Origin of the sequence: Segatella baroniae B14, from assembly GCF_022024235.1 — a bacterium.
Classification (GTDB): Bacteria; Bacteroidota; Bacteroidia; order Bacteroidales; family Bacteroidaceae; genus Prevotella; species Prevotella bryantii.
This window is the reverse complement of sequence record NZ_CP091800.1, coordinates 1,070,277-1,086,468: the sequence shown is the minus strand read 5'-3', so window position 1 is coordinate 1,086,468 and position 16,192 is coordinate 1,070,277. Positions and strand designations below refer to the sequence as shown.

At 41.1% G+C, this 16,192-nt stretch carries 10 protein-coding genes; 1 reads left to right on the top strand and 9 read right to left on the bottom strand.

Translation table 11 applies throughout. The features are described from left to right. Nucleotides 1-4 precede the first annotated feature (4 nt). The 3 genes from L6469_RS14520 to L6469_RS14510 form a co-directional block, all read right to left on the bottom strand. A complete protein-coding gene (locus L6469_RS14520; RefSeq protein ID WP_006281133.1) occupies nucleotides 5-2,851 on the bottom strand; it encodes an SNF2-related protein in 2,847 nt (948 codons plus the stop codon). Between the two features lie 565 nt (nucleotides 2,852-3,416). Next, nucleotides 3,417-3,998: a hypothetical protein gene (locus L6469_RS14515; RefSeq protein WP_039869282.1), complete on the bottom strand. Its 582-nt coding sequence runs from the start codon at nucleotides 3,996-3,998 to the stop codon at nucleotides 3,417-3,419. Nucleotides 3,999-4,146: 148 nt separating this feature from the next. Continuing rightward, a complete protein-coding gene (locus L6469_RS14510; protein ID WP_006281131.1) occupies nucleotides 4,147-5,631 on the bottom strand; it encodes an L-fucose/L-arabinose isomerase family protein in 1,485 nt (494 codons plus the stop codon). A gap of 245 nt (nucleotides 5,632-5,876) precedes the next feature. On the opposite strand from L6469_RS14510, the gene glmS reads away from it, so the two are divergent. Continuing rightward, nucleotides 5,877-7,721 carry a glutamine--fructose-6-phosphate transaminase (isomerizing) gene (glmS, locus tag L6469_RS14505; protein ID WP_006281130.1) on the top strand — a complete coding sequence of 615 codons (1,845 nt, stop codon included), beginning with the start codon at nucleotides 5,877-5,879 and terminating at the stop codon, nucleotides 7,719-7,721. A gap of 13 nt (nucleotides 7,722-7,734) precedes the next feature. On the opposite strand, the gene L6469_RS14500 is transcribed toward glmS, so the two are convergent. From L6469_RS14500 to thiC, 6 genes are all read right to left on the bottom strand, one after another. Beyond that, the gene (locus L6469_RS14500; protein WP_074803231.1) at nucleotides 7,735-9,363 is read right to left on the bottom strand and encodes a DUF6377 domain-containing protein; all 1,629 of its coding nucleotides are present in this window, start codon (nucleotides 9,361-9,363) and stop codon (nucleotides 7,735-7,737) included. Between the two features lie 422 nt (nucleotides 9,364-9,785). Then, on the bottom strand, nucleotides 9,786-12,056 hold the full coding sequence (locus tag L6469_RS14495) for a TonB-dependent receptor (RefSeq protein WP_006281477.1): 2,271 nt from the start codon (nucleotides 12,054-12,056) through the stop codon (nucleotides 9,786-9,788). Nucleotides 12,057-12,148: 92 nt separating this feature from the next. Further along, nucleotides 12,149-12,511: a hypothetical protein gene (locus L6469_RS14490; protein WP_143007251.1), complete on the bottom strand. Its 363-nt coding sequence runs from the start codon at nucleotides 12,509-12,511 to the stop codon at nucleotides 12,149-12,151. A gap of 209 nt (nucleotides 12,512-12,720) precedes the next feature. Beyond that, nucleotides 12,721-13,314, bottom strand: coding sequence for a thiamine phosphate synthase (locus L6469_RS14485; protein WP_006281476.1), 594 nt, complete (start codon nucleotides 13,312-13,314; stop codon nucleotides 12,721-12,723). 5 nt (nucleotides 13,315-13,319) lie between these two features. Further along, nucleotides 13,320-14,453 carry a 2-iminoacetate synthase ThiH gene (thiH, locus tag L6469_RS14480; protein ID WP_006281475.1) on the bottom strand — a complete coding sequence of 378 codons (1,134 nt, stop codon included), beginning with the start codon at nucleotides 14,451-14,453 and terminating at the stop codon, nucleotides 13,320-13,322. A gap of 43 nt (nucleotides 14,454-14,496) precedes the next feature. After that, the gene (thiC, locus tag L6469_RS14475; RefSeq protein WP_006281474.1) at nucleotides 14,497-16,191 is read right to left on the bottom strand and encodes a phosphomethylpyrimidine synthase ThiC; all 1,695 of its coding nucleotides are present in this window, start codon (nucleotides 16,189-16,191) and stop codon (nucleotides 14,497-14,499) included. Between the last annotated feature and the right edge of the window lies 1 nt (nucleotide 16,192).

The window sequence follows — 16,192 nt, the reverse complement described above, 5'->3', positions numbered from 1 at the left end:
TTCTTTAATTCTCTTTTACTTTCCAGCGAATAACAAACAGATTCTGCTGTTCCGTCTGTTTCACCATGCGTTGTTCCAATTCCGTAATCATCGATTTGCGCTGCTCGCTTACTTCCTCCTCCCGATCGTCAAGTTCGTTTCGCAGACGGCGTTTCTTACGTTTCAGTTCGTCCACTTTCTTTTCCAAGGCCAGTTTCTCAGCCACCGATTCTGCATTACGGGCGTCTCTTTCCGTTTGCAGTATCTGCTTCTTGATAGTAGATAGTTCTGCCTCTATTCCGTCAATAACATCATGTTCCCATTGATAAATACGGTCTTCTTCCACTTTGAAGAAAGACAGATTGCGAGTGTCCAGCTCTTTCAGTTTTGCCGCACTATGTTGGAGTACATCCTTTTGCAGTCGCAGACGTGTCTGCTCTTCCACTTGTTCGCATGGGACTTCCTTTCCACCGTTGAGGAAAAGCTTCTCACAATCCTCCTGAGAAACAATCCGCCCATCGTCGGTGATAGCATTGAAGAGCATATACTGTTCTTCTGCCAAGGCAGATACCGCCAAAGAAGAAAGGATAAGCACACCGCTCTGCCCTTGAAGGTAATCGGGAAGGTCGGCATTTATAGAAAGTGCTTTTTGGTCAAATTCCACCTCGGCATCTTCAAGTGAAAGTGACAATGCAGAATTGATGACATGTTGTGCTAACGGATGACTCAGACGGTAAGGTGTGGCGTCATCTGTCTGCTGAAGCATCGCATATTTACCCGGGCGTTGGCCTGCAACAGGAACACGAAGGAAAAAGCTGTGGTTCTTGTCATTGAAAACAGCCTCCTTGCTGAGAATGTATTTCGTCAGTTCCCAGAAAATATGCTCATAACGATTGAGGAATCCTGTGGTGTTATCGCGCGTCATACGAAGATGCTCCTGCACATTGATGTCGAAATTCTCCAGTACCTGTGAACGTACTTCCGTCATACGCTCATCTATCTGTTCCTGCATCTCATTTTGCAGTTGTTCGAAAGCCTGATTTATTTCCTCCTCACTACGACACTGTTGGTAAATCTCCCAGATACGCGATTCTATATCAATGGTGTCAGCCTGTCCCAACACTTCATCACTGGCTCCAAACACATCGTTGAAGAGCTTAAACTTCGTGGAAAGTAATTGGAATACACGCACATCAGCATAGTTGCGCATATTGAGGAAATTGACCACCACAACATCGTACTTCTGTCCGTAGCGGTGACATCGACTAATACGCTGCTCTATGCGTTGCGGGTTCCACGGCAGGTCGTAGTTAATAACCAATGAGCAGAATTGCAGGTTCAGACCTTCAGCTGCAGCTTCCGTAGCAATCATGATGTCTGCTTTGTGTTGGAAATAATCCACAGCAGCAGCTCTTCGGTCAGCAGCCTTGATGCCGCTTACTTTGTCTGGATGCTCCAGACACCAGCGTTTGTATATCTCGTTGGTCTGTGGTTCACTTGCCTTGCCGTTGAATAACACGACACGGTCGGCATAGCCATTAGCTTCAAGAAACTCACGCAGAAAAGCCTGCGTCTTTGTTGATTCAGTGAAGATAAGAGCTTTCCTTTCTGCACCCTGTTCTTGAAGTTTGGTAAACGATTCTTCCAAAGCAACGAGCAAAGCCTTTGATTTCGATTCGGTTTTTATCGATTTTGCTTTTTCAATGAAGCCCTCTATGGTTTTGATTTCCTCTTTCAAACGAGGAACATCAATATCTTCAAAATCAAGCTGCTCATCTTCATCATATCCAGCATCAGCAGCCTCGTCTTCATAAGCGTCCCAAGTGTCTTCATCTACAAGGTCTTCGATGTCAAGACGCTCCTGTTTTTGGCTTTCGAGCATCCGTTGGAGACGTTCTTTAATATGTGTAAGGGTATAGATGAGTGCGTAGGTAGAAGAAGCCAGAATCTTACGCACAATCATAGTCGTGAGCTTCTTCTGCGCAGCTGGAACGCTATAGATATCGTTCCTACGCAGAAAATCGCTTACAGCCTGATATAGTTGTTGCTCCTCATCGGTAGCATTAAACTTTTGTGTAAGTGGAAGACGATGGGTATAATTGATATATTCCTTTACGTCGCGTCGCAAAGTACGGGTATATAACTTCTCAATGCGTTGACGCAGTTCTTTCAGATTTTCTCCTTTTCCATATTGTCTTCGGAAACTTTTTTCACTGCCAAACAGACGGTCGTCAATGATACTTGTAAGACCATATAGTTCCATCAAAGAATTCTGGAAGGGTGTGGCTGTAAGCAACAGTTTCTTTACACCAGTCAAAGCATCACGTACTTCGGCAGAAGTTCGGGCAGAAGAACGATAGACATTACGCATCTTGTGAGCCTCATCTATAACCGCCAAGTCAAAACCATGAAGCAAAATGTCTTCTTTGTGTTTTGCCACAAAGTTGTAGCTGCATATTATGGCATGCTTGGGACTTAGTGGATTCTTCCCTTCGCGACGATAAGCATTAAAGTTCTTAGTGTCAAGAATTTCACTGGGGATTCCGAACTTATCGAGCAATTCTGCTTCCCATTGTTTGCGCAGAGAGGCTGGACAAACAATTAGAATCTTTCTCTTTCCTGTTGCCCAATACTGACAAACGACCAGACCCGCTTCGATGGTTTTTCCCAAGCCCACTTCATCAGCAAGAACCACGCCCTTAGAAAATGGCGATGCAAAAGCAAACAAAGCGGCATCAATCTGATGAGGATTGATGTCTACAGTACTACTCAGCAGCGATTGTGAGAGTGAACCTATGTCACCATTTGCTGACTGCCCGTTTAGAAGGGCAGCATAGTATTTTGCATGAAAACGAGTTATCGCATTTGTCATTATAAAAGTCTCTATGCTATATCTCGATTTACAGCTCTACCTTTTTATTGCGCAATAATGATATTTAATTAGATTGTTTACCAGTTGGCATTTTAGTAGCTTTTGTCGAGAAATTTTCCTTCGTCTCTTTCTAAGAGACGGAGCGAAATAAAAAAGCGTTGATACACAGGTGTTTACAAGAAAGGTATGATGCGTTTTGCTAAACAAAGGGCAAAAAAGCGAAGACTAGAACCCCGTTTTTTTGGCATAAAAATGTGCATTTTGCGAAAAAAAGAGTACCTTTGTACTCAATAATCCGTCTCTTAGAAAGAGATGTAGAAATTTGCAAAACAAATCCCGGGTTTGCAATAATTCTTTTATCTATTTTAGCCTTATTATTTATCCGTATTTTCAATGAAGTGAGGTTAATTTTGTTGATACCTTAGTGTATTGCTGCGTGATGAGAGCTCGTAGAAGTTTCCGTATTCTTGGTATTAGCAATAATGACTTAGCCTACATACATTACTATACGGTAATGTATGTAGGCTAAGTCATTATTATATAGTAGAGTAGAGGTACTCTTGGATTAGTGCGTTTTATTTTTTCTCATTTGCTTTGCCTCATATTTCTGTATTGTTGTCATTATGGAGCCTATAGTATCTCCAATATCCTTCATCTGATCTCTGAGTGTTATTTCGTCATCTGTATCACCATCTTTACTATTTACTTCAAAGTAACAAAGTTCCTTGTCTGTTTTCGTATCCTTTAAAATAACATGTGCCTTGATATAACCATTCTTATAGACTTCTAATACTCTTATGACAAGTTCATAATTGGTCGTATCGCAATCAATGCAGGTAATGATGTTAGATGATTTTTCATTAAAATGTTCACAGAAGTATGATAAGGACTTCTCTGCCCAATCCTTATCTCTTTTGTATTTTTCCAGAAAAATATGGAAGCTACTTCCTGTAATTTTTGGTGCAGATAATTTATTTCCATACGGGTCATATTTTATCTTTTTGGGCATATATATAGCCTTGGAACAATCAAGAGAAGTCTTTATCTTTTCATCAAACATATATGGTAATTTCCCTTCTATAGCTTCTATCGTTGGGGTGCTATAAGTAAGATTCATATATGGATTTTTCTTCTTTTGTGCTTGCATGTGCAAACACATGAGTATGTTAATGAGTATAATTAATATTTTCTTTATATACATATAGTGGTCATATAAAAAAGGAGTGTCAAAAACTGACACTCCTAGTTGATGTTTATTTGGTTTCGACAAAGTATTCTTTGTTGAAAAGCAGACCTTAAGCCCAAGGATTTTCTGTTGGGTAAGGTAAGCTCTTAGGCTGGTTGTAAGCAACATCCTTGATACCGAGGTACTTGAATACGTCGAAGAGGATGCGACCAACATGATTGAAGGCTACAGCACCGTGGTGTGGATAACCCTTCTGGATCAATACGTGACGATAGAAACGACCCATCTCTGGAATAGCGAAGATACCGATACCACCGAATGAACGTGTAGGAACATCAAGTACCTCACCCTCAGCGATGTAAGAACGGAGGTTACCCTCTGAATCACACTGCAGACGATAGAATGTAACAGGGCTAGCAGCAATATCACCCTCAAGTGTACCACGTGTGAAGTCTGGTGTGCAACCATTCTCGAGCAAGCGGTTCTGGATAAGCTGGAACTTGATAGCACGGTTAGAACACATCTTGCAAGAAGGAGTGTTACCACAGTGGAAGCCCATGAATGTATCTGTAAGACTATACTTCTGACCATACTTAGGTACGATGTCCTCATCGTAGATGTACTGTGGAGTAGAGTTGTTGATATCGAGCAATGTAACGGTGTCATCGCTTGCACACATACCGATGTACTCAGAGAGCGCACCATAGATATCTACCTCGCATGCTACAGGAATACCACGACTAACAAGACGAGAGTTAACATAGCAAGGCTCGAAACCAAACTGACTTGGGAATGCTGGCCAGCACTTGTCTGCAAATGCTACATACTGACGGTCACCCTTGTGAGCTTCAGCCCAATCGAGCAATGTCAACTCAAACTGTGCCATACGAGCGAGCAATTCTTCGTAATATTTGCCTTCGCCCATTTCCTTACGCATATCCTCGCAAACGTCAGCGATACGTGGATCGTTAGCGTGCTCACGATAAGATACAAGAAGGTCGAGCTCTGAATTCTCTTCGATTTCTACACCAAGTTCATAAAGACCCTTGATAGGAGCGTTACAAGCGAAGAAGTCCTGAGGACGTGGACCGAAAGTGATAATCTTCAAACCTTTAAGACCCAAGATTACGCGAGCTACAGGAATGAAGTCTTCAATCATTTTAGCGATTTCATTAGCTGTACCTACAGGATAAGCAGGAATGAAACCCTTCAAGTGACGCATGCCAAGGTTGTATGAGCAGTTGAGCATACCACAATAAGCATCACCACGACCATTGATCATGTCGCCATCGCCTTCTGCAGCTGCAACAAACATGCAAGGACCGTCAAACTTCTTTGCGATAAGAGTTTCTGGGGTCTCAGGACCGAAGTTACCAAGGAATACAACGAGTGCGTTGCAACCTGCTGCCTTTACTTCTTCAACAGCTTTGTTCATATCAGCTTCATTTTCTACTGTAGTCTGGCAGTTGAAAATTTCGCCTTTATACTCTTTTACAATGTTTTCACGACGCTGAGTTGACAGTGCGATAGGGAAACAGTCACGGCTTACGGCAATAATACCGAGCTTCACTGTAGGAATGTTATTAGATACCATATATTTAATGTTTTTGTAATATATATACTTAGTATGAAAAATTGCTTAGATACAAAATTCATAGGTTGTAAATCTTGTTGCAAAGATAAATGATTATATGAATTACACCAAATAAAAATAGTGTAAAATTGGTTAAAGGACACTTTTTATATGAAAAAGTGGTGTATCCGGTGAAAAAGCATTATCTTTGTGTTTACTTTTGGATACAAAAGTTTAATAAAGATAGAAATTAAAAGAATGTAACTATGTGTGGAATAGTTGGATATATAGGTAATAGAGATGCTTTCCCAATTTTGATAAAGGGATTGCATCGCCTAGAGTATCGTGGTTATGACTCCGCTGGTGTAGCTTTGCTTAACCAGAAAGATGAACTTAATATTTATAAAGCGAAGGGTAAGGTGGCCGATTTGGAAACGGTAGCAGCTGATAAAGATTGTTCGGGTTCTATCGGTATCGCTCATACACGATGGGCTACTCATGGTGAACCTTCTGTTCGTAATGCGCATCCTCATGTATCTGAGAGTGGTAACCTTGCGATAGTGCATAATGGTATCATCGAGAATTACGCGGTATTGCGTGAGCAACTCAAAGCTAAGGGGTATCATTTTCAGAGTGATACAGATACTGAAGTGCTGGTTCAGCTTATTCAGTTCGGTATCGATGAGCACGGATTTAATTTGCTTGAGGCTGTAACTAATGCCTTGCGCAAATGTATTGGTGCGTATGCTATCGTGGTCGTCGATAGGAATTGTCCTAATCAGATTGTAGCGGCTCGTAAGGGTTCGCCTATGGTGATCGGTGTAGGTCAGAATAATGAGGAATTTTTCATCGCCAGTGATGCGACTCCTATCGTGGAATATACGAAAAATGTGGTGTATGTAGACGATGAGCAGGTGGCTTGTATCGAGTGTGGCAAGGATTTGCAGATTTATAATCTTGACGAGACGCAGGCTGAGATTGTGGTAAAGCATGTAGACTTGGATATCAATATGCTGAGTAAGGGTGGTTATCCTCACTTTATGTTGAAGGAGATTCATGATCAGCCTGACTGTATGCGTGACTGTATGCGTGGACGTATTGTAGATGATGAAATCAAACTATCTGCAGTGGATAATTTCGGCAATCGTCTGTTGCATGCTCGCCGTTTTATTATTGTGGCTTGTGGTACTTCATGGCATGCTGGTCTTATCGGCAAGCAGCTCATCGAGGAGTTCTGTCGTATTCCGGTAGAGGTAGATTATGCTTCAGAGTTCCGCTATCGTAACCCGGTACTTTATCCAGATGATGTGGTTATCGCTGTGTCTCAGTCTGGTGAGACTGCCGATACATTGGCTGCTATCCGCTTGGCTAAGGATAATGGTTGTATGATTTTCGGTATTGTCAACGCTGTAGGTAGTAGTATCGCTCGAGAGACAGATACGGGTATTTATATCCATGTAGGACCAGAAATTGGCGTGGCTTCTACGAAAGCCTTTACAGGTCAGGTATTTTGTTTCGAAATGCTCGCTTTGGCATTAGGTAAGGCTAATGGTAAGCTTGATGACAAGCGTTATAAGGAGATGGTAGAGGAGTTGCAGGTTATTCCTGAGAAGATAGAGAAAATCTTGGAGCAGGATGATGCGATAGAGCATTTGGCTCGTCGATTTACCTATGCTCATAACTTCTTGTACTTGGGGCGTGGATGGAATTATCCTGTAGCGCTCGAAGGAGCATTGAAGTTGAAAGAAATCAGTTATATTCATGCTGAGGGATATCCTGCTGCAGAGATGAAGCACGGTCCGATTGCCTTGGTTGATGCTGATATGCCTTGTCTCTTTATTGCTACACACCATGAGGGTTACGAGAAAATTATCAGTAACATGCAGGAAGTAAAGGCTCGTGGTGGTAATATCATCGCTGTCGCTACAGAGGGTGATGAAGAGATTAGCAAGATAGCCGACGAAATTATCTATGTGCCATCTACCATTAACTGGTTGGTGCCATTATTGAGTGTTATTCCTTTGCAGCTACTCTCTTATTATGTCGCTGTAGATAAGGGCCTGAATGTGGATATGCCTCGTAACTTGGCGAAGTCGGTTACTGTAGAGTAAGAGTTTTAAGATATTAACTATATAATTGTGCTATTTGTTCGGCAAAGTCAGCCGGACTGATAGCACTTTTTCGTATCTTGGAGCGATAGTTGTATACGGTCTGTACTGAGAAATGCAGGAAGCTGGCGATAGATACACTGTCTGTTATACCCATGCTGATAAGGGCATAAATGCGTAGATCTACAGTAAGTATATTTGGTTTGGGCTGTTTGATTTGTGCTTCAGGTTTCAGCAGTGCATTAAAGCGCATCACGAAATCAGGATGTGAATCGAGGAAAGCAATATCAAACTGGTAATAGAAATTTTGGAGATATTTCTCGAGGTTACCTGATGAGGTAAGCATCGTTTTTGCTTTTTCTATTTGTCCTGTAATCAGCAGATTATAGACGCCTTTTTTGAATTCGTCGATATCGCCGAGATAATTAGTAATCAGTCTATATACCTCGATGAAGTTTCTGTTTCTTTTTTTGATTTCTTCTAGCAGTTTACGATTATTAATTTTCAGTTTCTCCTGAAGTTGGCGTTCAGAATCGATAGAGTAGTGTAATGAGCGATTCATTCTTTGCATATCATCGACCATTATCTTTCGATTTTGAGCTCGTAGATACATGAGATAAGAGAGAATGATGATAGCAATTAAGGTAAGAAAAAGCAGAATAATACCTGTAACCAGATATTTCTCATTGCGTTTCATCTTTTCCTCGTATTTTCGGGTAATGATAGAGTGGGCCTTGACAATGTCCAAACTTCGCAAGCCGTCATGAAAAGAAGTGGCATTGTCTGTGCAGAGTAGCGCATATTCAGCAGCTCTACTACTACCTTGCTCTATATAAGGCGTCTTCAGTAGAAAGAGAAGTGACATAGCTTCACGGTTGCTACTGGTGATATCGTTAATAGCTGATTCTATCAAATAGTGAGCGTATGCATTTTGATTTTTTTCTTGTCTGTATATTTTGCTTAGAGCGATGTTAAGCATTGCTGCCTGTATGGTATTGGGGCGGGCTTTTTGAAGCAGTTTTTGTAAGGTAGATTTGCTGACATCTCCTAGATAAAAGTTTCGATAGTAATAGTACAGCCAGTTATCCTTAGATATATACTGGCCGTATTTGCTCCAAATCTTTTTACTATGCAGTTTGAAGGCTTTTGAGAACAGAGGATATTTTCTTCCCAGGTATCTGCCTTCTAGTTCGATTGATATGATGGCCATTAATTGTTGGCACGGTATAGGCGCCTTTTTTATATCTCCTTTTTGAGTTAGCATATGCATAGCCTGGTCAATCTCACCTCTATATATATGTATTAATATAAGACGGAGTTCTATGTCGAGTATTTCTTCTGCTTGTTTGTCACTCAATGCGATTTGATGGCATTGGTTGGCATAATATAGAGCAGAGTCACTGTTATATTTTAGATATGCATCTGTAATTGATAGCAGGTAAGTATATAGGTCTTGGTCACCATATGATGTTGTATTCTGCAGCTTAAGTTTTCCTATTTCTTTTTCCTTGTCGGCGTAATACCACTTGGCCTTGGATACGACGTTATCCAAGCGATCAAGATCTTTGTCTATATCGAAGGTCTGTGCTATCCCAGACATAGACATGGTGAGGTATATAATGATAACAAATATGTTTCGAAACATAAGAAATTGAATTATTTTTGGCAAAGATACTAATATTTCCAATTATTACCAAATAAATTATCAGTATTTACAATTACTATCTTATTTCATGTATTTATATTCTAAAATGTTTATTATCAGCTGTTTAAATACCTTGAAAATTTACTTTTGCTTTTCAATCTATAGGTTACTGCTTGTTTTTATGTGAAATGGTATATCTTTGCATCAAAATAAAAACAACCAACACAGGAGATAGATGTATACAATTAGCTCCATAATCTTCTTATAAGGTATTGATCTATATTGAAAAGACTACTTGAGTTAATATTTTATGTATTGAAGTTTAAACATAAATCGCTTAAATTTGTGTTTCTTAATAAAAGAAACAAAAAGAGGGAGACTGTCGTGAGACAATCTCCCTTTTTTGTTGTTTGTTTCATGTATTACATGAGTATCGGAATTAGCAGTTTGAAACCAAAGTTTCTGCCCATATTGTAAATTCCCATTTTACCATTTTCAGGATTATAGGTAGTATATTTGAGCCTGCTTAAATGATCTTGATAGGCGCGGTCGAACAAGTTGTTTGCTGTTATGTATAGACTTGCTCTTTTCTTGCCTTTTATCTTCAAGTCTGTACCCATACCTATATTTACGAGTGTATAGCTTGGTGTAGCGGTTTCAGTATCGTTGTATGCATAGTAATGGTCTTGTTTCAGATGACATTCCATATTGATATTGATATAGGTGTTATCGAGCACCTTACCGTCTCTTATGATATCGTAACGAAAATCTGAGGTCCACTTAGGTGCTGGAGTAAACGGCAGATACTTTCTGTCTTCAGGTTGATTTAACTGTACTGCGTTTACGTATGAGAAGGCATTCTGCCAATGTATCTGTTCTATCGGATGCCAGTCGATACTGCATTCACCACCCATCAGTCGGGCATGGCCTTGTGTGTATTGATAGGTGTCGTAACCTTCTATTTGTATACCTTCTAGTTTTTCCGTGAAGATATAGTTATTGATCCAATTACTGAATAGAGATAGTTGTAGGGTTACTTTAGGGGTGGTATAGTCCCATCCTGCATCAATCTGCCAACTATTTTCTGGTTTAAGATCGTGGTTACCAAGCTCATATTGTACAGATCCCTCGTGTACACCATTTGATGCAAGTTCACTGAGGTTAGGTGCTCTGAATCCACGAGACAGATTTACTCTGACATTCATATTAGGTTGTATTTCGTATACTGCACCTGCACTGCCGGTGATGTTTGAAAAGTTTCGCGAAAACTGGTCGAATTGTTCCTCGAGTGCAAAGCTGTGTAAGTGTCTGTGGTCATATCTCAAACCGCCACTTAATGTCCACTTACCCGTTTTATAGGTTGTGGTGCCAAATACACCGATATCAAAGAGCTGGTAGGCTGGTATCAGATACTCGTCACCATGGTTAAGAGAGCGCTGATACATACCGTTAACACCGGTGGCTATCTTCCAGTTACTATGTTCCGCTATAAGATATTTCAGATCATAGTTGATGGTATGCAACTGAAAATCAAGTCCGGCTTCATCCATACTTTCTTCGTATTCCTGTCGGCGGTTTTGCTGATAGGCGAGTGTTGCTTTAAGTGTTCCATCTCCAATATAGAAAGAGTTGTCGCTTACTACTTTATAGTGATGTACTTGTTGAAACGGTAATTCTTTGCTGTAGCTATAGGTATCTCCTCGTTCACCCTCAATAATACCAGGTGTAAGGTGATAGTAGCTCAAGAGTAGATGTGAAAATCCCCAGTTTTTATTGAGTCCCGCCATGGCTTCAGCTGCTCGTTCGCGAAATTGAGAGCCTTGTACATAGTTGTCGTATTTGTTTTTATAGTCGTGTGCCATTTTATCAGACCATCGCCCATTCCATACAAAACCGTTTTCGTTGCCTTTGAAGTTTACGGAGTAGTCAAAAAGTCCATTGTTGGTTTGATATTCTGACGATAAGTTGGCTTGCATGGTATGGTTAGGTGCTATCTGGTCACCATGAAAGACAATCACACCTGCCATGGCATCAGAACCATACATGAGCGAAGCTGGACCTTTGAGTATTTCTGCAGAAGAGATACCATTTCCATCGATTTCTATTCCATGTTCTGCACCCCACTGGTTACCTTCCTGACGTATACCATCATTGACAACTACCACACGGTTGCTTCCAAGTCCTCTGATGATAGGTTTAGAGATACCGCTACCTGTTGTAAGCTGTGATATACCAGGTTGATGGCTGAGTGCGTCAATGATATTGGTTGATGAAGTACTGACCAATTGTTGTGTACTGATGACAGAGATCGGTGTAGGTGAATCTTTCATTAGGGTATGGCCTGTAAGTCCGGTTACTACTACCTCATTGATGAGTGCATTCGACTCTTTCAGTACAAAATTCATGTGTTGTGTTTGTGATAAGTCGATTACCTTTACGATAGTTTGGTGACCGAGGTAAGAAACTTGCACCTCAGCTTTTTTGGCAGGTAATCCACTTAGTTTGAAGTTACCATCTGTGTCTGTGGTAGTACCCTGACGTAGTTCTGGAAAATAGATTGTTACTCCGATGAGAGGTTTACCATCGCTGGCATCAGTTACTTGACCTGTAAATGTGGCAGATTCACGCATAGGTTCTGCCCATGCTCCTATTATAATCATCTGGATAAGGAGCATAACCATTATTTTTTTCATTTTCGTTGTTGCTATATATGTATGTAATACTGTCCCACGATTTCTTTTATATCATGGGCTACTGATTTAAATGAGTACGGTTTTATGCCGTATTAAGAAAATGAAAAGAATGGAGGTGCACGTAATCCGACACCCGTTATCCTCTGTTTGAGAATAACTGTTCGCTTCAATCCGAAGCAAACATAACTATAGACTGCTGTTAAAGCAGCGACTAATATAGTAGGTGTGATATATGGTAGAGAAAGAAATGAACAGAGTATGCAATGGTCTATACTGACCGTTTGGTTGGTAATATGACCTGCATGGTTGATATGGTGCAAGCACTCATAACATGCTTGTTCACTTCGTTCTGATTCATGGTGGATATGAGTTACTGATAGAAGCAACATAGGAATGAATACTGCTAGCAGTATTCGAGCTTTCCATATTCGTCTATGATTCAGAACTTTTTTCAATCTTTTTCTACCTTGGTTATAGTAAAACGTTTAGCAAATTTACGAAATTAGCGGTAAATAGCTAGCTAATTTTATTATTTTAGTTGCTTATTTTATATTCTACAATATAATAATACATTTTTTTATATTTGGCAATGTAGAATACTCAAAATATCTAATAGACAAAGTATTTTTGTTTATAAATGCAATAAGACTATTTGTCAGAGTACTTACCTCCAGGCATCACCTAATAGTAGTGCTCCTCCAAATCCCGTATGTTCTAATTCTTGTAGTTTATCGTAGGTAACACCGCCTAAGGCATATACTTTTGAGGTAATGATACCATCTTTAACGGCTTGCTCTATCTGACTCTTTGTAAAAGCGGCCTGATATCCTATTTTGGATATCGAATTGTAAATAGGAGAAAGGCTAACGTAGTTGCATCGTTTTTTCCACGTGATTACTTCCTCGATGCTGTGGCAACTTTTGCTGATGCTACCTTGCCATCCTTCTATGGGTTCAGGATTGCGGCGATTCAGGTGTATGCCATACAGATGATAGCGAATTGCCAGTTCGTGATGATCGTGTAAGACGATACGTGAATAGTAATCTTCGGGTATCTCTCGTATCAAGGCTTCGATTTGAGAGAAAGTCCAGTTGGGCTTACGTATATGAATGAGGTCAGCATATTTCCGTTTAGGGTTTGTGGTTGATACATGAAGACCTTCTCGGTTAGCCGAATGAGCAGAAGCGAGAAGCTCAACGATACGTTGTGCTTCTCGCTCTATCTTATCGGGCATCGTTATAACAACAGTTGTGAACATCTGTTTTATCCTACGCGGAAAGTTTCATCGAAACTAGCATCCCAATCTTTCCAGACAGGTTCACGGCCTATTTCGTGTAATCTTCGATTAATTTCTACAGCAGTACGGTTATCACTTACACTAAATTGCTCGAGTGCTTGTGGATACGTATGATAACCACCAGGATTAGTATGCGATTCAGCCGACATTGTTGTAACCCCCAATGTAGCCATGTTATCGCGAATTTCCTTAGGTTCGCGTGTAGAGTAAGAGATATCTACGTCATGGTCGAAGATACGCATAGCAAAAGTCATCTGCGCCAGTTCCTTATCTGTAACAAAGCAGTTTGGCTGGAACCCTTCATTATGTGCAGGACGCATACGTGGGAAGTTTACTGAGTATTTGGTCTTCCAGTAATGCTTCTGCAAATAGCGTAGGTGGTAAGCCATCATGACCACATCCGTGCGCCATTCTTTTTCCAGCCCTAACAGAGCCCCCATACCAATAGAATGAACACCAGCCATACCCATACGGTCGAAACCATTGAGTCGCCACTCAAAGTTACTCTTCATGCCGGCAGGATGATACAGTTTATAGTTCTCTCTGTGATAGGTCTCTTGAAAACAGATCACACCATTCATGCCATGATGAGTCAGTTCGCGATAATCTTCGGTACTAAGTGGCATGACCTCGATTTTAACATTCGCGAAATATTTTTTGGCGATATCACACGCTTTAGCCAGATAAGGCACCCCCGCTTTGGCGGGATTCTCACCTGTTACCAGAAGAATGTTTTCAAAGGGTGCAAGTTTCTTGATGGCCTTATATTCATTTTCAATCTGTTCTGGTGTTAAGATGGTTCTAGCCATCGGGTTTTGGCGATGAAAACCGCAATACACGCAACTGTTAGAGCATGAGTTGGTAATATAGAGCGGAATAAACATCGATACGCATCTACCAAAACGCTGTTCGGTATATTTGCGGCTCAACCGTGCCATTTCTTCTAAATGAGGAATGGCAGCAGGTGAAATCAATGCCATAAAGTCATTGACATCGCAATAGGACTTATGGAGAGCCCTAACCACATCATTATCAGTCATCTGAGCAATTCGCTCTGTGGTCTCATCCCAACTTATATTTGCTAATTCGTCTGAAAACATTGATTCTAATGTTTCTTATATGTTTATATATTTATTTTATTATTTATGCTTTCAACTTTCTCAAATCGTGAGTTAGTTTGGCGGCACAAAAGTTAGGACCGCACATCGTGCAATATTCACCATCCGTGTGTCCGGCTTCTTCGAAATATTGCAAGGCGCGTTCAGGGTCGAGTGACAAATGGAACTGGTCGCGCCAGCGGAAATCGAAGCGAGCCTTAGATAGTGCATTATCACGAATCTCTGCCCCAGGATGCCCTTTAGCCAAATCGGCTGCATGAGCTGCAATCTTATAGGTTACAACACCTGTGCGCACATCTTCCTTGTTGGGCAGAGCGAGATGCTCTTTCGGTGTAACGTAGCAGAGCATTGCAGTACCCAACCACGCTATCTGTGCACCACCGATAGCACTGGTGATATGGTCATAACCCGGTGCAATGTCGGTTACCAATGGACCGAGGGTATAGAATGGAGCCTCATGACAATGGTCTAGTTGGCGTTCCATGTTTTCGCGTATCTTATGCATCGGAACATGTCCTGGACCTTCGATAAAGGCTTGTACATTGCGAGCCCATGCATGCTCCACCAGTTCGCCCATGGTATCGAGTTCTGCAAATTGAGCAGCATCGTTAGCATCGGCAGTACAGCCTGGTCGTAATCCATCTCCTAGTGAGAGTGCTGTATCATATTGTGCAACTATATCGCAGATGTCATCGAAGTGTTCGTAAAGGAATGATTCCTGGTTATGTACAAGGCACCATTTGCTCATGATACTGCCACCACGGCTTACGATACCACACAGACGATGGTCTGCCAAGTGCACGTTTTGAAGACGGATACCGGCATGAATGGTGAAATAGTCTACTCCTTGTTCACATTGTTCAATAAGAGTATCACGGAAAATCTCCCAGTTGAGGTCTTCTACCTTACCATTAACCTTCTCCAGCGCCTGATAAATAGGCACTGTACCTACTGGAACCGGACAGTTACGAATAATCCACTCACGTGTTTCGTGTATATTATCACCGGTAGAAAGATCCATCAGGGTATCGCCACCCCATTTACAGCTCCATACAGCTTTATCCACTTCCTCCTCGATGCTTGACGTCGTGGCAGAATTTCCGATATTCGTATTAATCTTCACCAGGAAGTTTCTACCGATAATCATCGGTTCACTTTCTGGATGGTTGATATTGGCTGGTAACACGGCACGCCCTCTTGCGATTTCGTCACGTACAAATTCAGGAGTGATATAGCTCTTGATACCCAATTCTTCGCAATTCATATTTTCGCGAATAGCGACGTATTCCATTTCAGGAGTTATGATGCCCGCTTTCGCATAAGCCATCTGAGTGATATGTAATCCTTTCTTGGCACGACGTGGACGATGAATATGTTCAAATCGCAGATGATCTAACGAATGGTCTGCAAGTCTCATCTGTCCGTATTCACTCGTTACTCCTTGTAATTTATCTGTGTCGTCACGGTCTACAATCCACTTTTCGCGAATTCGTTTGATACCTTTTTTCAGATCTACCTTTACATTTGGATCTGTAAAAGGTCCGCTCGTATCATAGATATATACCGGAGCATTTGGAGTCATGTGCGGTTTATCGTTTTCATCACGCGTCACAGTTGGTGTCAAGTTTACTTTGGTCATACCCACACGTATGTCCTTATAGATACGGCCATTCATGTAGGCCTTTTCGCGCTTAGCATAAGCTTGATGATCTTGTGGCATA

Bases quoted from the DNA above. Each gene is read 5' to 3' on its own strand.
- L6469_RS14495 (WP_006281477.1), bottom strand. From the start codon at position 12,056: ATGAAAAAAATAATGGTTATGCTCCTTATCCAGATGATTATAATAGGA.
- glmS (WP_006281130.1), top strand. From the start codon at position 5,877: ATGTGTGGAATAGTTGGATATATAGGTAATAGAGATGCTTTCCCAATT.
- thiH (WP_006281475.1), bottom strand. From the start codon at position 14,453: ATGTTTTCAGACGAATTAGCAAATATAAGTTGGGATGAGACCACAGAG.
- L6469_RS14520 (WP_006281133.1), bottom strand. From the start codon at position 2,851: ATGACAAATGCGATAACTCGTTTTCATGCAAAATACTATGCTGCCCTT.
- L6469_RS14485 (WP_006281476.1), bottom strand. From the start codon at position 13,314: ATGTTCACAACTGTTGTTATAACGATGCCCGATAAGATAGAGCGAGAA.
- L6469_RS14510 (WP_006281131.1), bottom strand. From the start codon at position 5,631: ATGGTATCTAATAACATTCCTACAGTGAAGCTCGGTATTATTGCCGTA.
- L6469_RS14515 (WP_039869282.1), bottom strand. From the start codon at position 3,998: ATGCAAGCACAAAAGAAGAAAAATCCATATATGAATCTTACTTATAGC.
- L6469_RS14500 (WP_074803231.1), bottom strand. From the start codon at position 9,363: ATGTTTCGAAACATATTTGTTATCATTATATACCTCACCATGTCTATG.
- thiC (WP_006281474.1), bottom strand. From the start codon at position 16,191: ATGCCACAAGATCATCAAGCTTATGCTAAGCGCGAAAAGGCCTACATG.